This window comes from Candidatus Zixiibacteriota bacterium (genome assembly GCA_034003725.1).
In the GTDB taxonomy this organism is placed as follows: Bacteria; Zixibacteria; MSB-5A5; order GN15; family FEB-12; genus WJMS01.
In genome coordinates this window covers 88012-112527 of sequence record JAVEYB010000012.1, presented here as the reverse complement: position 1 = coordinate 112527, position 24516 = coordinate 88012, and the positions used below count along the sequence as shown (strand labels likewise).

18 protein-coding genes are annotated in these 24516 nt (G+C 57.7%); 17 read left to right on the top strand and 1 reads right to left on the bottom strand.

What is annotated here, in order from left to right; all coding sequences use genetic code 11:
• The first annotated feature begins 26 nt into the window (after positions 1–26).
• The 10 genes from RBT76_12995 to RBT76_12950 all read left to right on the top strand — a co-directional run bounded on the left by RBT76_12995 (position 27) and on the right by RBT76_12950 (position 9812).
• A complete protein-coding gene (locus tag RBT76_12995) occupies positions 27–1220 on the top strand; it encodes an acetate--CoA ligase family protein (GenBank protein MDX9858702.1) in 1194 nt (397 codons plus the stop codon).
• Positions 1220–2086, top strand: coding sequence for a succinate--CoA ligase subunit alpha (gene sucD / locus RBT76_12990; protein MDX9858701.1), 867 nt, complete (start codon positions 1220–1222; stop codon positions 2084–2086). The genes RBT76_12995 and sucD overlap by 1 nt, the downstream gene beginning before the upstream one ends.
• A 1260-nt stretch (positions 2087–3346) precedes the next feature.
• The gene (locus tag RBT76_12985) at positions 3347–3871 is read left to right on the top strand and encodes a peptide deformylase (protein ID MDX9858700.1); all 525 of its coding nucleotides are present in this window, start codon (positions 3347–3349) and stop codon (positions 3869–3871) included.
• A 399-nt stretch (positions 3872–4270) separates the two neighbouring features.
• Complete coding sequence (locus RBT76_12980) at positions 4271–4771, top strand: transposase (protein ID MDX9858699.1); 501 nt, start codon at positions 4271–4273, stop codon at positions 4769–4771.
• A gap of 204 nt (positions 4772–4975) precedes the next feature.
• Positions 4976–5674 carry a DUF4349 domain-containing protein gene (locus RBT76_12975; GenBank protein MDX9858698.1) on the top strand — a complete coding sequence of 233 codons (699 nt, stop codon included), beginning with the start codon at positions 4976–4978 and terminating at the stop codon, positions 5672–5674.
• A gap of 137 nt (positions 5675–5811) precedes the next feature.
• On the top strand, positions 5812–6219 hold the full coding sequence (locus RBT76_12970; protein MDX9858697.1) for a hypothetical protein: 408 nt from the start codon (positions 5812–5814) through the stop codon (positions 6217–6219).
• A 48-nt stretch (positions 6220–6267) separates the two neighbouring features.
• Complete coding sequence (locus tag RBT76_12965) at positions 6268–6882, top strand: class I SAM-dependent methyltransferase (protein ID MDX9858696.1); 615 nt, start codon at positions 6268–6270, stop codon at positions 6880–6882.
• A 330-nt stretch (positions 6883–7212) separates the two neighbouring features.
• Positions 7213–8772, top strand: a complete 1560-nt coding sequence (locus RBT76_12960) for a citrate lyase subunit alpha (GenBank protein ID MDX9858695.1) — start codon at positions 7213–7215, stop codon at positions 8770–8772.
• A 66-nt stretch (positions 8773–8838) separates the two neighbouring features.
• Entirely contained in the window at positions 8839–9150 is a 312-nt protein-coding gene (locus tag RBT76_12955) for a hypothetical protein (protein ID MDX9858694.1), read from the top strand.
• 98 nt (positions 9151–9248) lie between these two features.
• Positions 9249–9812, top strand: a complete 564-nt coding sequence (locus RBT76_12950; GenBank protein MDX9858693.1) for a hypothetical protein — start codon at positions 9249–9251, stop codon at positions 9810–9812.
• 25 nt (positions 9813–9837) lie between these two features.
• Here RBT76_12950 and RBT76_12945 read toward each other — a convergent pair whose 3' ends face one another.
• Entirely contained in the window at positions 9838–10326 is a 489-nt protein-coding gene (locus RBT76_12945) for a hypothetical protein (GenBank protein ID MDX9858692.1), read from the bottom strand.
• A 130-nt stretch (positions 10327–10456) separates the two neighbouring features.
• Between RBT76_12945 and RBT76_12940 the strand changes: the two genes are divergently transcribed.
• The 7 genes from RBT76_12940 (at position 10457) to RBT76_12910 (ending at position 24511) form a co-directional block, all read left to right on the top strand.
• Positions 10457–10933 carry a putative metal-dependent hydrolase gene (locus RBT76_12940; GenBank protein ID MDX9858691.1) on the top strand — a complete coding sequence of 159 codons (477 nt, stop codon included), beginning with the start codon at positions 10457–10459 and terminating at the stop codon, positions 10931–10933.
• Between the two features lie 99 nt (positions 10934–11032).
• Positions 11033–12088 (top strand): asparaginase, encoded by a 1056-nt coding sequence (locus RBT76_12935; GenBank protein ID MDX9858690.1) that lies wholly within the window; start codon positions 11033–11035, stop codon positions 12086–12088.
• A 148-nt stretch (positions 12089–12236) separates the two neighbouring features.
• Positions 12237–13637, top strand: a complete 1401-nt coding sequence (locus RBT76_12930) for a tryptophanase (protein ID MDX9858689.1) — start codon at positions 12237–12239, stop codon at positions 13635–13637.
• Between the two features lie 13 nt (positions 13638–13650).
• Positions 13651–14238: a hypothetical protein gene (locus tag RBT76_12925; GenBank protein MDX9858688.1), complete on the top strand. Its 588-nt coding sequence runs from the start codon at positions 13651–13653 to the stop codon at positions 14236–14238.
• A 902-nt stretch (positions 14239–15140) separates the two neighbouring features.
• Entirely contained in the window at positions 15141–18509 is a 3369-nt protein-coding gene (gene porU, locus RBT76_12920; GenBank protein ID MDX9858687.1) for a type IX secretion system sortase PorU, read from the top strand.
• Between the two features lie 20 nt (positions 18510–18529).
• A complete protein-coding gene (locus RBT76_12915; GenBank protein MDX9858686.1) occupies positions 18530–21112 on the top strand; it encodes a PorV/PorQ family protein in 2583 nt (860 codons plus the stop codon).
• Positions 21113–21145: 33 nt separating this feature from the next.
• A complete protein-coding gene (locus tag RBT76_12910) occupies positions 21146–24511 on the top strand; it encodes a hypothetical protein (GenBank protein MDX9858685.1) in 3366 nt (1121 codons plus the stop codon).
• Positions 24512–24516: the final 5 nt, after the last annotated feature.

The following is a 24516-nucleotide window of genomic DNA, read 5'->3' as shown; positions in this document are numbered from 1 at the left end:
CGACCCCTGATGTAAAGGACCACTTTATGCGATTGTACGAATTCGAAGGTAAGCACCTGTTTAGCAAGGCGAAAATTCCCGTGCCGGACGGTCATCTGGCGACCTCCGCCGAGGAGGTCTATCAGATTGCCTCAAATCTGGACCGCCCCGTCGCCATCAAGTCGCAGGTGCTCACCGGCGGACGAGGAAAAGCCGGCGGAATCAAACTCGCCGATGGCGCCAACGAAGCCCGTACGGTCGCCGAAGAACTGTTTGCCCTGAAGATCAAAGGCTTTCCCGTCACTATGGTCCTGGTCGAACCCCGACTGACCATCCAGCGCGAGTACTATATCGGCGTGACCATAGACCGCGCCAACTACAAGCTCGCGGTCATCGCGTCGGGCGAAGGGGGCGTCGATATCGAAGAAACCGCCGCCAATTCTCCTGACAAAATCGTCCGCACCTCGCTTTCCGTCCACGAACCGCTCTACACCTTTGAGGCTATGGGAATCGCCAAGAAAATCGGCATCCCCCAGGAACAGATCAAACCAGCCGCGGCCATCATTGTCAGCCTCTTCAACCTTTTTAAGAAATACGACGCCAAACTGGTCGAGATAAATCCGCTCGTTCTTACCGACGAAAACAAGCTGATCGCGGCCGACAGCCGGGTTTCCCTCGACGATGACGCGCTGTTCCGGCACCCCGAACTGGCCGAGATGGGTATCGAAAAGCGCCACGAGGAAGGGGAGATGACCCCCCGCGAACAAAAAGCGACCGAATGGGGGATCCCCTATCTCGATCTCGATGGCAATATCGGCATGTTTCCGGGTGGTGCCGGGTTCGGCATCATGGGCAACGACTTCATCCACTATTACGGCGGCAAACCCGCCAATTTTATGGATTCCGGCGGCGGACCCTCGCCCGAACGAATCGCCAAAATGCTCGTCCTGCTCGATGAAAACCCCAACGTCAAAGCGATTTTCGGCGCCCGGTTCGGTGGCATCAGTCGCTGCGATGACTTCGCCAAAGGTGTCGTCATGTTTCTCAAAGACCACGGCCTGTCCAAACCCATGGTCATGCGCATGACCGGCAATATGTGGCAGGAGGGCGTCCGCATTTTCGAACACGCGAAAGCGGAAAACCCCCGGCTGTTCGAACATATCGAGTTCCACGGGATCGAAACCGAGATCGAGGAAATCTCGCGGCGGGCTGTTGAACTTGCAGAGGAAGGGGGCCGGTAATGGCGATCCTGGTCGACAAAAACAGCAGGGTGCTGGTGCAGGGAATCACCGGCGGCGCCGGGGCATTCCATGCGGAACGAATGATCGCCTACGGCACCAACATCATCGGCGGCGTTACCCCCGGCAAAGGCGGACAGCGCGTCTGTGACCGCCCCGTCTTCGATACCGTCGAGGAGTGCGTGCGGGAGACCGGGGCCGATGTGTCCGTCATTTTCCTGCCCGCGCATTTCGTCAAAGAAGCCGCCATAGAATCGATCCGCGCCGGCATTCGATTCCTCGTCGTCATTCCGGAACATATTCCCATTCACGACATGCTCCACGTCCGCGAAGAAGCCGTAAAACACGGCACCACCGTGATCGGCGGCAACACCGCCGGCATTATCACGCCCGGCGAAGCCAATCTCGGCATTATGCCCGATATCGCGTTTCAGCCCGGACGGGTCGGTACCGTCTCGCGCTCCGGTTCGATTACCTACTATGTGGCCGACACCCTGTCCCGCACCGGCTACGGACAAACCACCTGCGTCGGCTTGGGCGGTGATCCGGTGTTGGGGTCGACCTTCGCGGAGATTCTGCTCAAATTCGAAGAAGACCCGAAGACGAAAGCGGTCGTCATGTGCGGTGAAATCGGCGGCGTGTACGAAGAGAAAGCGACCGACGCGATCTCCCGGATGAAGACCCCGGTGCTGGCTATGGTCGGTGGCGTCTTTGCGCCTCCCGGCAAACGCATGGGCCACGCCGGGGCGATCGTCGAAGGCAGGATGGGTACCGCGAAAGAGAAGTTGGAGATGCTTGCCGATGCCGGCGCCCACGCCTGCAAAACCTTCCGCGACATCCCGGCTACTCTGAAAAAACTCGGAGTGTGATTGAGTCGCCGTAGGGCGGTTCCGTCTCCGAAACCGCCGATTCATTCCCTCCATCAACGTGCGTGGTGTACGTCCTCGTGCACCACGCCCCAACCCGGCCCAACGCCCGCAACCCTGTCTCCTCGTGGGCCCGCCTGCCGTGTCGGGTATATGGGACAGATCGAAGAGTGCCTGCCCGCCGTGTCGGGTATATGCGACAGATCGAAGATCTGTCATGCCCGCGAAAGCGGGTATCCATCTTCAGGTACCGTAGAACGGTTCCGACTTCCAAACCGCCGATTCATTCCATCCATCAGCGTGCGTGGTGTACGTCCTCGTGCACCACGCCCCAGCCCGGCCCAACGCCCGCAACCCTGTCTCCTCGTGGGCCCGCCTGCCGTGTCGGGTATATGGGACAGATCGAAGAGTGCCTGCCCGCCGTGTCGGGTATATGCGACAGATCGAAGATCTGTCATGCCCGCGAAAGCGGGTATCCATCTTCAGGTACCGTAGAACGGTTCCGACTTCCAAACCGCCGATTCATTCCCTCCATCAGCGTGCGTGCTGTACGTCCTCGTGCACCACGCCCCAACCCGGCCCAACGCCCGCAACCCTGTCTCCTCGTGGGCCCGCCTGCCGTGGCGGGTATATGGGACAGATCGAAGAGTGCCTGCCCGCCGTTTCGGGTATATGCGACAGATCGAAGAGTGCCTGCCCGCCGTGTCGGGTATATGCGACAGATCGAAGATCTGTCATGCCCGCGAAAGCGGGTATCCATCTTCAGGTACCGTAGAACAGTTTCGTCTCCGAAACCGCCAATTCATTTCCACCATCAGCGTGCGTGGTGTACGTCCTCGTGCACCACGCCCCAAAGCGAACACTACCGCCAGTCCCCCACATACCTTCCGTACCTGCATTTTCCCCACCAACTCGAAGGAAAAAATGGTCCACCCCCTATAGTAGAGAGAGGAGCCGTTATGCTGCTGCAAAAACACTACCAGACATGTATCACGCCGATTACCTCGCTTCTCAGTCCAACCCCCTGTCCTGTGTGCGATTGGGAGAAAAGAAAAGAATGGGGCCCCCCTAAAAATGACAAAACGAACCCATTTCGCCGTAACCGAAATCAATTCAACCTTGTACAACGAAAAACTGCAATTCCGCAAAGCGAACTTGACGAATCGCACGTACATTCCGATAGTTGACTGCCGGTCCTCACGGCGACCCCGCGCCGTGCCGGCGGAGTTCCGGAAAACCTTAGACCTGACAGGTTTGCGCGCGATGGCTGTACGCCCCATACTCCAACTCGGAAACCCGCTTCTGTGGACCGTCTGCGATGAGATTACGGACTTCGGCTCGCCGGAGACAAACTCCCTCATCGAAGATCTCGACCATACACTCGCCGATTTCCGGGCGCGCAACGGCTTCGGCCGGGGAATCGCCTCGCCGCAGATCGGCGTCACCAAACGCGCCATCTTCGTTCGTATGCATCCGGCCGGCTTCTCCGGCCCCATGATCAACCCGTGGATCGTGCGCGAAAGCTCCGAACGAATCGAACTGTGGGATGACTGCTTCAGCTTCCCTGACCTCATGGTTCGGCTCACGCGGGCACGGGATATCCTGGTCGAGTACCACGATGCCGACGGCGCCGTGAAATCTATCTCCGCAACCGGTGACTTCGCCGAACTCCTGCAGCATGAGATCGACCATCTCGACGGCATCCTCGCGACCGACCGCGCAATCGACAGCCAGTCCTTCATGACAAGGGAAGAATACCTGAGGAGACAAAAAGGACGCAGAAGCTAAAAGACATATGAACTTCGCAGAAGTAGGTCAGCTCCGCTTGCATGTACGGCGGCTTTCCGGTTACCCGGCTCGCAACGCAAGCGGTGCTGACTGGCGGATCAGGAACAAGGGTGATGAGAAGTAGGTCAGCTCCGCTTGCATGTACGGCGGCTTTCCGGTTACCCGGCTCGCAACGCAAGCGGTGCTGACTGGCGGATCAGGAACAAGGGTGATGAGAAGTAGGTCAGCTCCGCTTGCATGTACGGCGGCTTTCCGGTTACCCGGCTCGCAACGCAAGCGGTGCTGACAATACTCTGAGAAAGTGATTGCACAGGAACGGTCAATCGCTTATTGTCAAGGAAGACCGCTGACCGTGCCGACATCGAATCGGACACCGAAAGCCATGGGGAGGATGTACATATGTCCCGTCTTCACCGGCACTTTGCGACCGGGCAGTCGTATTTCATCACAATTGTCACCCACAATCGCCAGGTGTTTGAATCTGGATTCGCAGCGATATGGCACGCGGCGGTTGGACAAACGCAGTCGCACGTGGACTTCGATATGCCGGCGTGGGTGTTGATGCCGGACCACATCCACTTCAACTTGTCGAACTGTGCCACCGAACCGTCGGACATAATCCGCAGGATCAAAATACGGTTCACACATCAATACAAGAACCGGGTTGCCGTATCGGGAAGGGTATGGCAACATCGCTACTGGGACCATGTCATCAGGAACGAGAGTGATTACAGACGACACGTGGAGTATATCCACTTCAATCCGGTGAAGCATGGTTACGTAAAGCAGCCGATCCTATGGGATGAATCCTCATTCGGCGCCTTCGCTCAGGCTGGTTTTTACGAACCGAACTGGGGATCTGATGAAGAGACAACTATTGATGGAGACTTCGGAGAGTGATCGCCCCGTCAAGAGCATGTGCGGTTTGGAACGCGGCTGGTTGTTTCTCTGACCCGCCGCATGGAACGATGGCTTGCGATCTGGAGAACCCGAAAAGTGATTGGTCAAGCCGGGTTCGGATTGAGATACACAATGGGTTGTACTGCACGAGAAAAACCGGCTTTGTTACCTTACGATAGTAGCTGCTCAGCGTTGGGAGGACCTATGCGATCACTGGTGAACCCTATTGCATTAATCTGCATTCTGGGACTGGGCTGCGCGAGCGCACCTCCGCCGAATGACTCGTACGGCGCTGAGGATCCGGCTATACTCCTTGGCGGCGTCGCTGTTATGGCACAGAGAGATGTTATCGCGCAGGACGGCGATCTAGAACGTCGCAACGACAGGCTCGTTACGTCTGACGTCGAATTCGATCTTAAAACTACCTTGCCGGACAGCGTACACAAGAACATTGTCGGCCGGGCGGTCGCACTCGGGGGGTATGTACTTGAGTCAAGCGTCCGAGCCACAACTATTCGCGTTCCGTCAGACTCACTCTCCCTCGCTATGGAGTACATCGGAACCCTGGGAGAGGTTCTGAAGCGCCAGATGAAGGGACATGATGTCACCGATGAGTATATCGATCTGGAGACTCGTCTCACTAACGCCGAAATGACGCGGGAGCGATACTTAGCCCTGCTTGAGAAGGCTGAGAGTATTCCGGAGATGCTTTCTCTGGAGCGCGAGCTTGAACGGATAAACGGAGTCATAGAGGGGTTAAAAGGACGACTTCAGCAATTATCCAATCGCATTGCATATGCATCCGTTACCGTCAGAACAACTGAGGGCGTTCGACCGGGTCCGGTGGGCTGGGTATTCGGACAGTTATACAAGGGCGTGAAGTGGCTCTTCGTGCGCAATTGACTGCACCGCGAGCCCCGAGCTCCGCCTGGCTTGCGCGTGAATTAAAACACTGCCCACAAAATGAGATTGCCATGGTCGAAGCGGAGCGCGAGATTTGGATATTGAAGAGGAACATCCTTCTAGCAGCGGGGGAGACCATGCTGAGGTACATCAGGTACTTATTCGGACCAAAACTGACCCTTCGAACATTTGTGACACGCCTCATGCGGCCTGCCAACGCCCTCCCGTGTGACTTCAAGGGATTTTGCCCGTACGACTACGCTCTCAATCCCGACCGGGATATTGAGGGTATGCCGTTTGTCGAAAACGACAGGCGATCCTGCCCGGCCTTCGGCCACGTCTGTCCGGCCTTTATGGAGGACTTCGACCTTTCCGAAGTCGACCTCTCGATCCGGGCCACACTCCACTGCGGTGGGGTGCTCCGAGGGATGATCGAAGCCGGCGCAATTGAACGCACGACCGAGGAGCACCGACTGCTGCTGGATCACTACGCCGAAACGGTCAGCAGGTACCCGGCGGAGAAGTTTCCGCACTACTATGACTGACCGTGCATTGTTGTTGCCTTCGGCCGGGCGGGCGATCTACTTTGAAACATGGCCTCCGATAGTTCACAAGAGCGCTCATACGCCGGGCGGGAGTTCTATTTCGGCCGGGGCCGCTCGCCGCTGTGCGACCGGATTACGATCATCGCGCAGCCCGGCGGCCGGCAGAAACTCAACCTGATCGACCTCGGCTGCGGCGAAGGGCGCGACACGCTGTATTTCGCCAGCCGGGGCTTTGAAGTCACCGCAGTCGATGTGTCCGAGGCCGCGCTGGCCGACCTGACTCAGCGGGCCGCCAACATGGGCGTCCAGTTGACGACCGTACAAGAAAGCATTCTGTCGTATACGCTCCGCTGGCATTACGACGTCGTCTTCTCGAACAAACTCCACTATATCCCGGAGTGGCGTCGAGCGTCGCGTCTGCACCACCTCATGGACCACACCGCCCCGGGAGGTTTGCACGGTTTCACCGTTCTTGTACACGATCCGTCAAAACGGCGCCCGCCCGATCTCGACAACTACGTATACCCCTTCCAGGGAGGGGAACTGCTCGGGTTCTACGACTGCTGGGAAGTGCTGTACTACCAGGACGAAACTGTCGACTGCAGCCGCGGCGGCACGCCCCACCAGCATACGTACAGCCACATCATAGCGCGTCGGAAATAACCGTAGTCCCGCCGACGGCTGGACGGCACGATCGGAAAAACGGACGCCGCCGCGATTGTCCGTTAACACTTCCGACCGGCTTTCGCGCGTTACGGATAGACCGCAGAGTCCCGTTTTTCGAAAAGCCTCAGGGTCAAGGTCATACTGACCGTCGGGTCCATCGCTCGCTCGAGCCCCGGCTGTCGGTACGATTGAGACTCGCTGCCGCCTGCGGTTCCGGCACCTCCGGAACCGCAGGTCTCTGCCGCCCGGAACCATGCCGCCGCAACCGCTTGACTCCCGAAGGCGATTGCGTACCTTTCCGCAAAGACTCTTGCCTGGGAGATTTGTATGCAGTTCAACGGGAAGCAGTACCAGCCGTTTGCCGGCGCGTTCAGCGACCGGCCGTATACCGGGCGTTTGCTCGGACGGCCGCATGTCAAGCGGATACCCCACCGCCGAAACAAGCTCACCTCACTCGACGCCGTTATGGACGTTATCCGTAACGGTGACACCATCTCCTACCCGCACTACTACCGGACCGGTGACAAGGGGCTGCAGATGGTGGTGGCCAAGCTTCGCGAACACCAAAAGCGGGATATCAGGATCTACGGCAACGCCTTCTTTGACCACGTCGACCCGTGGCTCCTGGATGCCGCTCGCGACGGCATCATCACGGGTGTGTACGGCAACCCGTATCGGGCACTCGGCGAACACATCACGTCAGGCGCCTTTCTGCCGTGGGTATCTGTCGGCGTGTCGCACGGAAACCGGGTTCGAAAACTTCAGACGGGCGAAGTCGAAATACGAGTTGCATTTGGACCGGTGCCCATCTCGGATTTGTATGGCAACGCCAACGGCTTGTATGGGAAAGACGAGCACCTGTGCGGCCCGGTGGGTTTATTCGATGCCGATGCCGCCTACGCGGAGTATGTGTGTCTGCTAGCGGGAACGGTCAGCGAGAAACTGGTCCTCCCGGCGCCCATCTCCATGGAGCAGGTGGATTTTGTGGTCAGGGTCGACGACCCGGGACTGGCGTCGGGCATCGGCTCCGGCACGTTGGATCTGTCGCACGCAAGATCCAACCCGTTCAACGCCCAGGTTGCCGAAAACGTGACGAACGTCATCAGGGCTTCAGGGGTCGTCCGGAACGATTTCGCGTTCCAGGTGGGGAGCGGTGCCGGCCTGCTCGTTCTTGACAACATCCGCACGATGCTCAAGGAGTCTTGCACTCGGGCTCACTTCGCGATCGGCGGGATCACGTCAATGCATGTTGACATGCTGGAAGAAGGGACGGTGGCTCATTTGATGCACGGGCAGCTGTTCGAGCCCAGCCGGAAAGTGATAGAGTCCATGAGGACGAATCCCAACCACCACGAGATCACTACCGCCTACTACGCTTCGGTCGCTAACAAGGAGGCGGCAGTCAACATGCTTGATCTTGCTGTTTTGTCGGCCCTTGAGCTCGACCTGGAGTTCAATCTCAACACGGTCTGTGCCGGTGGGCGTATAATCGGGGGGATTGGCGGCGGGCAGGATGTCGCGGCGGGCGCCGATCTGACCATCATCTTCATGCCACTCGCGACGGGTAAAAACGGCAAGGGCTTCCCCAAAATAGTCGACCGGGTGTACACGCGAACGACGCCGGGAGAGGTGATTGATGTCGTGGTCACCGAAGAATTCGCAGCGGTGAATCCGGCGAGCCAAAGCAGGTACCGCGACGCAATTATCGAGCGCGGACCCCAACTTGGCGTTAAGGTTGTCTCGATCGAGGAACTCCGCTCCAAATCGATACAGAAGGCGGCTTCGTTCGGCCGAATCCCGGAGCCATCGGGTGCCGAAGGCGACGTCGTCCATGTTGTCGAATGGCGCGACGGTACGCTTCTCGACGTTGTCAGGGCCGGGCGATGAGTGGCCGGTGACAAGCGCGAGGGACACACGAATTGTATATGGGCTTCGTGAAGGAGTAGAATCGACGTGCTGACGGAGCAACAGCGCGAGTCTATCCGCATCCGTCTTCAGGAGACAACCAGGGCTCCTATCAAGCCGCGAAGGATTCGTGCGATTGACGTCAATTCGTCGCAGCAATGGCAGCCGCCGCTCCGTATCGAGGTAGGGCGGCTCTGCGCACACCTCGAAAAGGACGCACCGGTGGAGCGGGTAGCGGCTATCTTTGAATCTTCCGCCTATCTTGTGGTGACTCAGAGCCGGGGTATGGATAACCTGTTGCCGTACTTTTTCAGCCGCGAGGACGTTCGCAGGGTATACTATGTAGAGGATGCGGACTGATTACTGCGCGCGACATCCCCACGACCAAGCCCTTGCTGCTCTTGTACGGCGGCAACTCAATAAAGGGGTCAGCTGTCTCGCATAGGGAGGTATACCACGTGCGATCGGTAACGAAGTCGATTGCCCTCTTGCTTGTTATGTCCGCCCTGGTAGTCGTCGCCGGGTGCGGTGGAATTGAACCGATAGTGTTCGTAGCCGATGAAGAGGCCACCGTTAAGGGGGCGGAGAAAGCGGAATTCAAATTCTGCCACATTCGAACCGACGACATCTGCCAGTCCCCTGACAGTGCCCTTGTCTTCCAAATGCCAAAGTCGCTTTCCATGGTCTCTGCCAACCGTTCGATAATCGAGGAACTGGTTATCGCGAACCAGGGATTCGCACCGGTTACGATCGAGGAGTATTTCCTGACAATCGTCGACGACCGGCAGGTTCGCACACCCGTTCGGTTCTCCGGTCCGGGCGGTTACAACGAGACAAGTCCATTTTCACCTGCGCTGGTCATCCAGCCGGGCGACGAGGTTCCGGTTTCATTTTCAGGTGCGATAAGCATCGGAGCGACCGCAGTAAACGGCCTGGCGATCGCATATCGTCTGGCCGGGGGCGCCGAGATGACTACGGTTGTGGTCTCCTATCGACCGAGTCTGCTGGGAACCGACCGGTGACGCCCGGAGAAGCTGCCAGTTGGAATTACGGCCCCGGTATGAGGATGTCGCCGTGGCAGATGAACGTCCCTGTTCGCATAACGCAGCGGTAGATGTCGGGTTCAAGCAGATCACCGTCGTCATTGCGAAGATCCCACGTTATGGCAAATGAGCCCGCGTTGCGGCTGCCGTTGACCAATGAGCGTACCTTGCGTGAGGGCCAGGCCAGGATATAAACCTCCACCGAATCCACGATGGGCAAGCCAAAACGGACCGTTATCGAACCTACTGCGGGATTCGGGAATGCGGGCCAAAGGGCGTACTGGTTTGGGATGTTGCCGGGACCGACGGACGATTCGCACCAGTCGTCGGAGTCGGGACTGCCGATCGTGACCCCGGTGGCGTCCGTTTGGGTTATACCGACGAAGTGATAGTCCTCCACCGGTTCACTACTCCGGTCACATGCCGATAGCGCGATGAGAAACGCACATGCCAGTGCTGGGAGCGTGACCACTGCCTTGTACGGGATTTTCATTGTCCAATCCAGCTCTCGCGACGGCCGATTCGTAGCATTGACGACTATTCCCTTGCTTTGTGCGACCCAAAATGAATATACGATCAATGCCCGGGCTGTCCAACGATTGTCATACAAGGAGATGGTAACTATGTCACCCGAACAGCGCAGACAGTACATTGAAACCCTGCGAGATTTCCCTTCACTGTTAGAGGATGCGGTGGCGGGTTTATCCGACGGCCAACTCGACACTCCCTATGGACCCGGCAAATGGAACATCCGTCAGGTGGTTCATCATCTTGCCGATTCGCACGCCAATGGCTTTGCCCGCGTCCGCTGGATGTTGACCGAGGACTGTCCTACGATCAAACCGTATTCTCAGGATGAGTGGGCACGGCTTACCGATGCCATAAACATGCCGATCGAAGCGTCGATTTGGATGCTCCGGGGACTCCATGCCCGCATTGTCTATCTTCTGCAGTCGCTGTCAGAAGACCAGTGGAGTCGTGGTATGAACCATCCTGAAAGCGGGTTGGTGAAACTGGAGTCCTGGTTGGTCGTGTATGCCGGCCATTGCGATAAGCACCTGGGGCATATCACCGGTCTCCGAAAAGCAAAGGGCTGGTAGCGTCCTTGCCCCGGATCGCAGACCGGCTGCCGGCAGCGGGCGTGTCTATCCTGCCGAAAGGTATTTGCGACCGGCGCCGTTTTTCGTACATTGCCCGCGATGGATAAGTCGAGAGGATCACAGCAGTCGACCAAGACGCCTCCCCGACTTGAGGTCGGAACGGTTGTCTATCGTGGCGAGACGGCCGAGTCGGTGCATTATGTCGCCGTCGCGGTGGTCAATGATCGTGGAGGTTTGACCCACTATCTCGGAGATCCGCACATGGTGACAGCTACGCGGTCTTCGGTCAAACCATTCCAGGCTCTTCCTCTCGTCATGAGCGGCACGGCCGATAAGCTGGGGCTGAGCGACAAGCAACTGGCCGTAATTTGCGCTTCACACAACGGCAGTGATGACCATCGTGCGACTGTGTTGTCGGTCCTCGAAGCTTCCGGCAATTCAGTGCAGAATCTTCAATGCGGTACCCACTGGCCGCTGCAAATGCAGTTGTTGAAGCAGTATCCGCAGAACGGTGAGGACGCCGATCCTCTCCGGCACAACTGCTCGGGCAAACACTCAGGATTTCTCGCCCTGACGCGGCAATTGGGCGGTGACATCGAGCGCTACCTGGACCCGGATTCACCGACGCAGCGGATGGTACGGGAGGCTGTCGGCAACTACTGTGAGATTGCGCCGGAAAAGCTCGGAGTGGCAATAGACGGTTGCTCTGCCCCGGTTTTCTCTATGCCGCTGATCAATCTTGCCATTGGATTTCAGAAGCTTGCTTCCGGACGGGGCCGGAGCGACTCCGAACGAAAAGCGGCCATTCGAATCCGGGGAGCGATGTGGGCCCATCCGCTCATGGTATCCGGCGAACGGCGGATTGACTACGATCTGGCCCGTACATTGCCTCACAATATCGTGTGCAAAGTAGGAGCGGAAGGTGTCCATGGGATCGGCCTCGCCGACCCGCCGATCGGGATTGCCGTCAAAGTGCTCGACGGTGCGTCACGCGCACGCGATCCTCTCTCTATCGAAGTGCTTCGCCAGCTCGGTGTGCTTGACACCGACGGCGCTTATCCGTATTTGACAGGATATACTCGCCCGGAAGTCCGCAATTACCGAAGTATCGTAACCGGGCGCATCGTACCATCTTTTTCGCTCGCGCGAGCGTAGTATTGGCCTATGGGGAAGAAGGACCTCAGCACCTGCAGACATCTCGGCCTGCGGTATCACCGCCGGCGCGTCAAAGACGCGACCTGAGACCGGGCAAAGGAATCAGGCGTCACGCGGAAACCTACCACTTATGAAAAGGAGGTACGAGATGAAGAAGATTCGCCAGCCCGCCGAACCATACCGAATAAAGTCGGTGGAACCAATCGCTCTGTTGAGTCGGCGCGAACGCGCCCAGCGTATCGCTACGGCCAATTACAACGTTTTTAAACTGGACGCCAAAGACATATACATTGATCTGCTGACTGATTCGGGAACCGGGGCCATGTCCAACGCCCAGTGGGCGGCTCTGATGCTTGGCGACGAAACATACGCCGGGGCCGCATCGTTCAGGAAGTTCGAAACGGTCGTCAAGGATATCAGCCGCAAGCGCTATGTGGTGCCCTGCCATCAGGGGAGAGTCGCCGAAAACATCGTATTCTCCAGTCTTCTCAAACCGGGCCAGTATGTCCCCAACAATACGCACTTTGATACCACCCGGGGCAACTGCCTGCACAAGGGCGGAAAACCGGTGGATTTGCCGAGTCCGGAGTCGGAAGTGACGGAGCCCCGCCCTTTCAAAGGGAACATGGATACCGACGCTCTGGAGGCGTTTATCAAGGACAAAGGGGCTGCCGCTATCCCGCTCGTCATCATGACGATCACCAACAATTCTGCGGGTGGACAACCGGTGTCGATGGCAAATATTCACGTGACATCGGAAATCTGTCACCGTTACGGCGTTCCGTTCTTCTTCGACTGCGCGCGGTTCGCTGAAAACGCCTACTTCATCAAGCGCGATGAACCCGGATACGGAGATAAGTCGATTAAGGAAATCGTCATAGAGATGTTCGAGGCCTGCGACGGGGCAATGATGTCTGCCAAAAAGGACGGCCTTGCTAATATTGGCGGGTTTATTGCAGTCAACGACCACTCGTTATACGAGCGATTGACGGAAATGCTGATCCTGATCGAGGGATTCCCGACCTACGGCGGTCTGGCCGGGCGCGATCTTGAGGCACTCGCTGTCGGGTTACAGGAAGTGATGGAATATGATTATCTGGACTTCCGGATTGGGCAGGTGCGGTACTTCGGAGAGATTATCAAACAGGCCGGTATGCCCATCATCGAGCCGACCGGCGGGCATGCGTTGTTCATTGATGCGGGGCGTTACCTGCCGCATATCCTGCCGGAGCAGTTCCCGGGACAGGGACTGACCATTGAGTTCTATGTTGAAGGTGGAATTCGGGCGGTAGAGATCGGGTCGCTGATGTTCGGTGAGGAAGACCCGAAGACGGGCCGCTTTGTTCCTGCCCGCCAGGAGCTGGTTCGCCTCGCGTTGCCGCGCCGCGTGTACACCAACTCGCACCTCGATTATATCGCTGAGACCGCCGAGCGAATAACGGCTCGCAAATCGGAAATACCGGGGTATCGTATCACGAGGCAGCCCAGGTTCCTTCGCCATTTCACGTGTGACCTGGCGACCACCGCCGGTCAGAGGGTGCACTCATAGTCTGGAAAGAGAGATGCGGTATTACCGGCTCACATTCTCCATGGCCGCTGTTCTGCTGCTTGGAGCGGGTTGTGTAAAAATCGAGACCTCAAGCGGCGACTCCGAGCAGCGAACGCACTTGTCGGCCCAATCGGCAGCCGATCTTCGTGCTGACTGGGCCCGCAGTCTGCAAAATGCGACCCCGACGGAAACAGCGCAAATGCTCGCTCGAAAGATCGATGCGGTGAGCTCAGCTTATGCAGCCTACTCGCTTCAGGTAGCCGAGCAATGGAGGGACGGGAACAATACAAAAGGGGAACCTATTCCGGCGTCTGATATGCGTCGATACGTACAGGGGTGGGTTGCCACCGAACGGCCGCTGCTCGACGCTAACGACGATATGATCGAGTATGCATTTGCCCGGATAAAGGAACAGGGCGGGTTGGACGATGAAACGGTTGAGATCGCGCGACGCTTGATTGCCTCTTACTATGAGTTGTACTCGGCGGTGTTTATCCCGAACGGCGATGTTACCGATTACGAGTATACGGTTGGCCAGCGGCGTTCCGATGTCGAGAACTTGGTCGGAGAACTTGAGAGGGACCTGGCGCGGTATTTCTAAGGGGATCTGAAAAGACAGATGTGTGCAGGGAGGTTCACCTCTTTGATAGGGTTGTGCCCATAATCGGCCGGTGGCGAGCAACAAACTTGTGTTTGGACAGTATTCGTAAGTTATTGTCTTAATGCAGAATAGATCGATTTAGTCGGCCGACCGGGCAATCTGGCCGCGAACTTGCTTTGAGAAAAGTGCGCTGGGAATGCGCCGTTGACAAATCGTTAGGAACTTTATATATTCAAACGGTTTATATAAAGGCGGAGGTAAGTTTATAGCCCGACGGTTAACTATTGTATTCTGCTAACGACAGAACACTGTAGGAATTTTTCGGCCCAGACAACCGAGGCTATAGCTTATTTTCGGTTCCGGGCCGGGTGCTCAACCCGGTGGACATGAACAAACCTTTGTATAAGCCATTTTTCGTTTGTCCTCTCGTCATCCTGCTGGCGATCTGCATCGCCGTGACTCCCGCCCAGACTCGAGAGTCCAGACTGGTATCGACATCGGATCGTGGTTGCCGATTTGTCGCTACTTTTACTGCTGACATAAGTCGACTGACACTCTTTCCGATGTCCGATTCTACCTTTGGGATATCGGAATCCTACCTGGTAGCTATGCCGTTAGGGTCTGCCGGCAGAGTCCTATCTGTTCGTCGGGAAGGGACAATCCCTGTCCAAGCTGAATCCCGAATCCTGCTCGAACGCGTCCAACTCGACCTCCCGGTGGTTACGCTTGGGCGACCTGTGGTCGTGAGAGGGCGCCAGTTGCTGCCGGTCCTGATAAGTCCGGTTACCCCGGATGGGATTTCTCAGTCCGTGGAGGTCGAACTCGCCTTTGAAGGTTCCTCTGCCCCGCAAGGTTCCAGCGTTGCAGATCCGTTCTTCGAGCGAACAGTAGGCCCGGCGATCGTGAATCTCGACCAAGCCCTGCAGTGGCCGAACAGGTATCCCGCTGCGGCAGCCAAGCGGGCGACGGCCGACGGTCCGTTTTCGGAAGGTGCATCGTGGTACAAGCTTTCCGTCGCAAACACAGGAATTTATCGCGTTACCGGTTCGCAGCTTGCCGCTGCGGGTATTCCGCTATCGGGTTTATCTTCGTCGTCTATTCGTCTCTTCAATGCAGGCGGATTGCCACTGCCGGTTTACAATGAGACTCCCCGACCGTCTTTCGAAGAAATCCCCATCATCGTGGAAGACGGCGGCGACGGAACGTTTGGTTCGGCAGACGCTTTCTATTTCTTTGGAGAATCGGTTGACCGGTACATATACGAAGCCGGATCAGTCGTTTATTTCAACAACAACATCTACACGAATCTAAACGTGTACTGGCTTGCGATCGGAGGCGCTTTCGAGCAGCCGGCATCCAGAATGGTGTCGGTAGACGGGGCGCCCGGAACGGCAGACACAGTCATCAACCGATTCACGCGCCGAGTACGGGCCGAGCAGGACAACATGCTGCTCCGCGAGGCTGACGGTCACATTGACAGCTACTATGAGTGGTACTGGACGGATCAATCCGCACTCTCGTTTTTTGTGCCGACTACCGGCGCTGTCGTGGGTGACACCGCCTACGCAATCGTGTCCGCTCGGACCGGGGGATCGAGCGGTACGAGCGGATTCGTTGATATGGAGATCAACGACAACCCGGCGAACACCAAGTTGTGCAACGCCCTCAATTGCACATTCACGACTACAGCTCTGACGGGTGGATTGGATCGACTTTCATTTGCTATGCAGCCCATCGACGCCGACACCCCGCCATACTTCGATTATCTCGATCTCCGCTATACGAGTATGCTCGAACCGAGCGGCAACAGGATTGATGTCACGCTCGACGGCTATGACGGCCGCGCCCGCATACAGGTGATCGACAACTTCTCGACTGCACCGATAGTGCTTGACCTCGCAGATCCATCGCAACCGACACGCATTGTCAACTATTCGAGGAGCGGTGGGACGCTGCAGTTCGACGTCCAAATGGAGATCGGTATCCCTAACCGCTTCTATCTGTCGACGGTTGGGGCGGCTGAATCGGTGACTTCGATTACTGCCCCGGAGCCGGTGTTGCTGCGCGAGCAAGCCGCACAAACAGACCTTATCATTATAACACCTCGCTCGTTTGTCGGGCGGATGGACGAATATGTCGACTACCGGCAGGAATCGGGCGCATCGATATCGGTGGTCGCAGTTGAAGATATCATGGAGAACTTCGCGTTCGGGATGTACGATCCTGTCGCTATCCGCGACTTCCTGAAGTATGCCTATGAAACGTGGCCCGCGCCGGCTCCAAACGCCGTGTTGTTTGTGGGGGACGCCAGCTATGATTACCTGGACGCGCTTGGTACCGGCCAGCGGAATCTCGTTCCGTCGTTCATTCACGGTCTCGGCAGGAGTGTTGACCGCGCCTACAGTGACGATAATTACGTCTACTTCGGGGATTACGGTATTCTTGATTCCGACACCAGTTTCATCACTCCGGATCGGGGCTATGACATGATGACGGCCCGCTGGCCCGTGACCAGCGGCGCGCAGATAGATGTAATAGTCGACAAAATCAAGCGATACGAGACAGCGGCCGACCTCGGCGCCTGGCGGAACCGCATCACGTATGTGGCCGACGATGAGTTCGGTACTTACGACAATATCGCCGAGCCGTTTCATGTTACGCAGACGGAGATACTCGAGAAGTTCTACACCCCCGCGCATTTCGAGCGGCGCAAACTCTACTTGTGGGAGTTTCCGTTCGTCAATAGCCAGAAGCCGGCGTGCAACGAAGCGGTCGTGAACGCACTTAATGACGGCACGCTGATTGTCAACTATGTGGGCCATGGCAACCCCGACGTCTGGGCCCACGAGCGTGTTTTCACGCGACAGACCGATCTGCCGCGCCTGACTAACAGCGACCGACTTCCGCTGGTGTTCGCCGCATCGTGCGCGATCGGGTTTTTCGACGACCCGCAACGCGAAGGAATGGGCGAGGCGATGCTGTCGATGGCCTCCGGCGGAGCGGTCGGAGTCATCTCCGCGACGCGTCTCGTGTATTCACAGGATAATGCGCTGTTCAATCGGGAAGTCTACGACGTTCTGCTCAACGGCGACTCTCTGACCGTGTGTGAGGCTGTCTATACCGCAAAAGTGCTGAAACAGTATGGCAATCGTGATTACCCGATTCCGCTGACCAATGACCGGGCCTACGTGTTTTTCGGCGATCCGCTGCTGAGGCTCGGGACTCCGCACCACTCGATCGAGTTTACCGAGTACCCGGATTCGCTGGCCGCACTCAGCCGCACGCGGGTGACTGGTGGTGTGGTTGATGCCAATGGTGCTCCCGTGACGGCGGCGGGCCGGGTGGAAATAGCGGTACTTGATTCCGACCGCGCCCGCGCGTATGAACTGCAACTCGGAGCGGGTGACGTCGTCAATTACAGCCTCAGCGGTCCGGTTATTTATCGTGGTTCTGCCGCGCTGACGGCGGGCCAGTTCTCCTTTGAGTTTGTCACGCCACTCGATATCAGCTTCGGCGGCACCTCTGCGCGCATAATGGTCTATGCCGTGACGGGCCAGACGGATGCTGCCGGAATTGTGGACTCGCTGCCCATTTCAAACGTCGTAGCCCAGACGACGGATTCGGCCGGTCCGTCAATCACCGTTGCGGTTGCCGGTCGGGAAGATTTCCGGAGCGGTGATCTCGTCTCCGTGCACGATATGCTTCACATCAAAATCGCGGACTCATCGGGTGTCAATCTCGCAACTGAACTCGGGCATGGCATCACGTTCGAACTGGACGGTAATCCGGAATCAATCGTGAATCTCACCGATCGTTTCGTTTACGACCAGGACGACTTCACGACCGGGGCGCTCGACGTGCCTTTGTCTGATCTCGAGCCGGGAATGCACACGATCCGCGTAAAGGCCTGGGACAACGCCAACAACTCGTCGTCGGTTCAGTTTGCGGTAGATGTCGTCACATCGGCACATCTGGCTATCCAGGAGCTTTTGAATTATCCGAATCCGATGGCCGAGAATACCACGTTCTTTTTCGAACTCACCCAGCCCGTGAGCCGGTTCAACCTGGAGATTTTTACGCTGGCCGGCCGTCGAATTCAATCGATCCAGCGATACAATCTGCCGGTCGGCAGCCATGAAATGTTTTGGAACGGTCGGGATGCCGACGGTGATCGTCCGGCTACCGGCGTGTACATCTACAAAGCCACTGCGATGCCTGCGGCGGGCGGTGACGGCGTAGAGTCATTCGGAAAATTAGTCGTAGTGAACTGATACACATCGGAGATACTCCAATGACGCTCAAGAAACCCGTTCTTGCCTTGCTCATCGCAAGTCTCGTACTCGGATCCGCCTCACAGGCGCTGGCCGACATATCTAACGCGGCTGTGCTGTTCCTCAGAATCGCCGCTGGGGCTCGTGCCGCCGGTATGGGCGAGGCGTTTGTCGCCGTCGCCGACGACGCTACTACCACGCACTGGAACCCGGCCGGCCTGGGCGCCCATCCTCTTTCTGATGCCTGGATAGAGGCCAATATACCGTACGAGCATCGTCCCCTTCGCGCGGTCGCTGCCATGAAAACCGGCGGGCGCGAGAATTATCGCTCGTACGATCTCTGGGCCATCTCAGACCGCGGTCTCATACGCTGGGACAACCGCCATTGGAGTGAAGTGGAGGTGTTCGGTACCAGTTCCAATGAGACGGTCGGACAGAAAGTAGCCGGGTATTTCGGGGCGGTCGATCAGGAATATCTCGATGCGGCCACCCGGCGCGTCGCCGTGGCGAACAACCGCGAGAGCTACGAGTACCTCGACAGCCTGCTGCAGGTCATCCTGGCCCGAGTGCCCGAATCCTACAGCCGGTATACACAGATTGTCGAGGGGGCGGATTCGGCCAGAGCCCTGTACTGGGAATGTCGGCTGAATTGGGAGCGTATAGACGAGGTCGCCGAAAATCTGCAGCGCGGTATGCGTGATGAGACAATGAGCGAGACCGAAAGCGACCGCATCAACTACTCACTCGAGCGGGCCCGCAACCGATTCCTGCCCGAGGATCTCCGAATCCCCTACTCTGCCGTTATGTCCGGTAAGCCAACCGCGATTGCTCCCGTAAACCAGGGGATCCTGGTCGGCAGCGAGGCGGGACTCCTCTTCTTTAACGGTTCGCGCTGGCAGGTGCTGACGGAGAAAAACGGTCTGCCGTCCAGCAGAATCCACTGCATCGAAGAAACCGATCGGGGTGCGCTGGTTGGAACCGACAACGGATTGGTCATATTCAACGGGCTGTTGATCGACACGCTGGACTCTGCCACCCCGATGCCGTCAGGGCCGGTAACTGCGATTGGCGAGGCCGGCATGAACAAGATCTTTGCCGTTATCGATAACGATCTCTGGCATTACGACGGTGCCCAGTGGCGCAACACGTTTGATTACACGGTGTCGCTTGACGAAAACGTCGAACGCATAGCCGAACGGCTGTCGATCTACGGCAACGGCGGTGAGAACGAAAGACTCGTACAGACGATTACGGCGCTTAACCCCGGCATTAATGCAACCAATGTGATTGCGGCGGGCCAGGTGATCAAGGCGCCCCTGACGGCCGGTATCCGCGGCGTCGTGCGTGACATATACGTCGGGGCAGGAATGCGCATCTGGCTGGGCACGGATCACGGCGTCCTGGCTTTCTCCGGAAACGACTGGTCGCTTCTCGGGTATCGCGAACACACGGTAGCGGAAGGCGAGACGATGGCGACACTGCTCGACATGCGTGAATACAGCAATCCGGCCAAGCGTGGCTCGTATGAGCAGTCACTCCGCGCCGTTAACGACATACCGTCCGGCGATCCGGTCGTCGGAAGCGTCGTGTACGTCTACCGCGACCCGCGGGCATCATCGGTCTACCAGATCAACCCGTGGGAATTCCGCATTTTTGTGGCTACCGACGACGGCCTTTTGGAGACCGACGGCAATACCTGGGGGCGCACCGACCTGAAAGGGCTGGGTGGCTCATCGGCTCGCGGTATCCATACGCTGGATAACGAGGTCTGGTTTGTCGGCGACGACAAGCTCGTGGTGCTGGCCCGCGGTCGTTCCGAGGTCAACCTGATGTACGCCAAGTGGCTGCCTGAACTGAGTGACGATTTGCACTACTCGTTCATGTCTTTCACCAGTGGTGTCGAAGGCTGGGGCACGTTCGGACTGAATGCCACGCTTCTGTATTACGGCACGTTTGCCCGTACGAGTGAATCCGGCCCGGACGTAATCGGGGAGTTCGATTCGTATGACTTCGCTCTGACCGGGTCATTCGGTACATCGCTGACCTCGAACCTCAAGGGCGGTGTATCAGCGAAGGTGATCTACTCCAAACTTGCGCCGCAAGGCGCGGGCGCCGAAAAAGGTGAGGGGACGTCTACCGGCTTTGCCCTCGACTTCGGCATTTTGTACCATATGTCGCCGCGTCTGAATCTCGGTGTCGCAGTAACCAATATCGGTCCGCGAATGGCATACCTCGACGCGGCCCAGTCGGACGACTTGCCTCGCAATCTCGCGGTCGGTTTTAAGTACGATCTCATTCGATCCGAATATAATCGCTTGCTTATCACGGTCGAAGCCAACAAACTGCTGGTGGGGATGGGCGACGGCTTCAGCGAAGAGCTTAAGCAGACGGTCTTCAACGGCGGTGGTGAGTTTTCCTACATGAACCTGCTGGCTGTCCGGGCAGGCTACTATTATGACGAGGAAGGCAAGATTAAAACTCCGACCTTTGGATTCGGTGTCTCTCCGCTTGATTGGGTGCGTGTCGATTTCGCCTATATCCCGAACAACGACGATGTCGCCCTGGCCAACACGCTGCGGACATCGTTTACCATGACCCTGTAAACGCGGCTCGAATGCACGGAGGAGAATGAGGGAGTGGAAGTAAGGGAGTGGGTGCTCGCGTTTGCGAGGTCTGTAGTGATCGTTGCGGCGGTGGCAGTGACGGCCACCGCCGACAAGGTTGTCCTGGGAACACGGGTGCACGAACCCGTCGCCGGCGAAAACGTCGTGCGCCATCGCTGCCTGTCGTGCAGTGCCAACCGCCCGGTTAACTCTCCGGTGAACGGACTGGATGGTCGGGCCAGTCGTTGGAGTCTGCCGGTGAGCACGATGGCACCAAACGACACGACCATCCGCTGTCTTGTGCTTCGGTTCGACTTTCAGCCTGACAGCGATCCGAACACAACGGGAGACGGCTTAATGAATATGGCCGATCCCCTGGCGAATCCTGTGGATTCAGCGGCTTACTACAACCTGGTCGGCCACTGGATTGACCCGCCTCCCCATGATTCCGCTTACTTTCACGCCCATCTCCGCGCTCTCGACATTTACTGGTCGTCCGTGTCGCGTGGAGCGCTGCACCTGGAGTGGGACATATTCCCATTTGGGTCTACGTCGACCTACCAGCTTCCTGATCCGATGAACCAGTACGGGATATGCAGCAATCAACTTGGTGATATCATCGGCGGTCTTGAGAAGTACTTTGTTGATTGCATTACATTGGCGGATACGGCGCACCGGATCGATCCCACGCTGTACCCGGATATCGATTTCTCACAATACGGAGCGATCTTTCTGTTCCACGCCGGCTCCGACAGGCAGAATGACATCGGTTTTCCCCCAACCTGTTCGGATCTCTTCACGGGATTCATCAAGATCAGCGACGAGCTCGCGGTATCCGTCGACAACGGCACCCTGGTAATCAGCGAGGCGTTGATGATGCCGGAAACCGCGTCGCAGGACAACCGCGCCACGGCGCTCAACGCCGTGCTGGCGCACGAGTTCGGGCACCAGATTGGACTGGTGGACCTGTACAACACGAGCAATTTCCTGTCACAACTGGGCGACTTTGCCCTTATGGACAACAATGGCTTTGGTACCGGTGTCGACTTCGGTTACCGTACGGGAACGGTATTCGGCGCTATTCCGCTGATGCCGATGGCGTGGTCGCGAGCGTATCTCGGCTTCGACGAGGTGAAAGACTTCCGTCGGGGGACCGACATACGTGTGGTCGCGGCCGCCGCGCAGTCTGACAGCCTCAACATCGCACGAGTGCCGATATCTGAGAAAGAGTACTATCTCATCGAGAATCGACTGGACGATTTCGCACCCAACCCGCCGCCGACTTTTCAGCAGCCGATTCGAATTGACTCTGCCTCAAACGTCATCCTGGGCCCGGTGGAAGTCACCGATTCTGGCCTCGTATTCACCGGAGAATACGACGCGCTCGTGGCGGGCAACGGACTGGCCATCTATCTCGTCGATGAGAGCGTGGCGGGGCTCCCTGCCGTCGGCAGCAGCAACCCCCAGTTCCCCGATGACGTCCCGACCCGTTTCGAGGCGAACCAACTGCAGTGGATCCCCGATCGTCGCTTCATTTCCCTCGTGGAAGCGGACGGTATCGTGGATTTCGGCGGCTACTACCGCCGCGGTTACGGCAGCGAGGCGGACCTGTTCCGCGAGGACCGAAACAACTCCTTCACACCGAACACGAATCCGCCGGCATTCGACAACACCGGCAACAACACTCACGTCTACGTGACCGGTATCCGACGAGACAGTGCCGGCGTGCCGGCCAGTCTCGTACTTGACTCCGTCATGGTTTTCAGCGTGGAGACTGACAAGCTCTCCGAAGGATTCCCGGTACGCTGCCAGCTGCCGTCCGTGGGGATTTCCCCGGTTGCCGATGATATCGATCGCGACGGTACGCCGGAAGTTATCGCGGCCGCGGCCGACGCCCTCTTTGTCTTCACCACCAAAGGCGAGAATTTCATCCATCGCGAGTCCGAATGCGATCCGTGCGTTACCTACTATAACGTGGCCGGAGCCACCGTCAATGCCGGAATTCAGTACCCGGTGCCGCTGTATGCTTTGCACGGTGACAGCATTTACTGCGGTCCCGTGACCGGGGACTACGGCGATATTTCGTCGCCCAAATTGATCGCGGTCGGGACACCCTATTCTGGAGTGGGGACTAGCGGCCGTGTATTTGTGTACGCGCCGCAGGACCTGGGCAACAACGGTCAGGCCGATCTGGCCGACTTCATCAATACCGATGGCGCACCCATCGCCCTCATCTTCGGCAAGCGACTTTGGGCATTGACAACTACGGGCGCCATTTATCGAAAGGATTCTTTGACGGCGTCGGTTATTATAGCACCGGCTCCGTATGTCGACTTGCGGGAGTACCACGGTATCTGTTCGGTGGGCGAATCTCTTCTTCTGATGTACGGGGATTCGCTCGCCACAGGGATGAAGCTCTACAGGCCGGCCACTGCTGTGACTGATACGACCCCCACGTTCGATCTCGGCGAGTACTACGAGTACGGACCCATCACCGTCGATGTCGACAGAGATGGGACTCCCGAGATTGCCGCGTTTTCTCATGATGGTCGCATCGCGCTGGTCTCGGTCGATACATCCGGCTCCCCGGCGCAATTCCAGTTGTTGGAGTCCCGAGAAACGGGCCTGACCTTTACCGTGAACCCCGTGGCTGCGGACATTGACGATGATGGCTATCCGGAACTCTTGATCGGCGGGATCGGATCACTGTATGCATTTAATCGCAATCTCACGCTCGTCACGGAATTCCCTGTAGAGGTCAACGATCGTTTCCCCGACGACCGCGTCATGGCTGCGGCGGTCGTGGCGGATATCGAGACTGGTGGCCGTCCGGAAACCGTCTTCCCAACGGAAATCGGCAATGTTTATTCATTCGGTGGCGAACGTACCTACGGCTTTCCGCTGTCCGGCGGCGAACTTGGTGTTGGTTCACCGGTTGTTTACAGTGACTCAAGCGGCGGCTACCTGGGGTACCTCGGAGCCGATGGGTGGTTTTATGCCTGGGATTGCAGCGCCGACAGCACACGTTCATACTGGCCCATGTATGGCGCTGCCCCAAATGGCTCTCTCAGTTTCGATCAGTCACGCCTGGGAAGTCCGACGGCGCTGAGCGCTGATTTCGACGAACAGCGCTTCTATAACTACCCCAATCCGGTGCTGGATGGAGAGACGACCTTCCGGTATTATCTGGGTCAGTCGCCGGACAAAGTGACACTGACGATTTACGACTTGACCGGGGAGGAAGTCTCTGCGCTCGACGGTCCGCGCACACCGGGAGTCGATAACGAGGTTTTGTGGCAGTGTGCAGACGTCACACCCGGTGTTTACCGGTGCATCATCAAGGTCGAGTACGGCGGCGGCACAAGAACCGCCTTTACCGATGTAGCGGTGATCCGATAGAAACC

Coding starts and splice junctions, on each gene's coding strand:
- RBT76_12960 (MDX9858695.1), top strand. CDS start 7,213: ATGCAGTTCAACGGGAAGCAGTACCAGCCGTTTGCCGGCGCGTTCAGC.
- RBT76_12925 (MDX9858688.1), top strand. CDS start 13,651: ATGCGGTATTACCGGCTCACATTCTCCATGGCCGCTGTTCTGCTGCTT.
- RBT76_12940 (MDX9858691.1), top strand. CDS start 10,457: ATGTCACCCGAACAGCGCAGACAGTACATTGAAACCCTGCGAGATTTC.
- RBT76_12965 (MDX9858696.1), top strand. CDS start 6,268: ATGGCCTCCGATAGTTCACAAGAGCGCTCATACGCCGGGCGGGAGTTC.
- RBT76_12915 (MDX9858686.1), top strand. CDS start 18,530: ATGACGCTCAAGAAACCCGTTCTTGCCTTGCTCATCGCAAGTCTCGTA.
- RBT76_12930 (MDX9858689.1), top strand. CDS start 12,237: ATGAAGAAGATTCGCCAGCCCGCCGAACCATACCGAATAAAGTCGGTG.
- RBT76_12945 (MDX9858692.1), bottom strand. CDS start 10,326: ATGAAAATCCCGTACAAGGCAGTGGTCACGCTCCCAGCACTGGCATGT.
- RBT76_12980 (MDX9858699.1), top strand. CDS start 4,271: ATGTCCCGTCTTCACCGGCACTTTGCGACCGGGCAGTCGTATTTCATC.
- RBT76_12935 (MDX9858690.1), top strand. CDS start 11,033: ATGGATAAGTCGAGAGGATCACAGCAGTCGACCAAGACGCCTCCCCGA.
- RBT76_12995 (MDX9858702.1), top strand. CDS start 27: ATGCGATTGTACGAATTCGAAGGTAAGCACCTGTTTAGCAAGGCGAAA.
- RBT76_12975 (MDX9858698.1), top strand. CDS start 4,976: ATGCGATCACTGGTGAACCCTATTGCATTAATCTGCATTCTGGGACTG.
- sucD (MDX9858701.1), top strand. CDS start 1,220: ATGGCGATCCTGGTCGACAAAAACAGCAGGGTGCTGGTGCAGGGAATC.
- RBT76_12970 (MDX9858697.1), top strand. CDS start 5,812: ATGCTGAGGTACATCAGGTACTTATTCGGACCAAAACTGACCCTTCGA.
- RBT76_12985 (MDX9858700.1), top strand. CDS start 3,347: ATGGCTGTACGCCCCATACTCCAACTCGGAAACCCGCTTCTGTGGACC.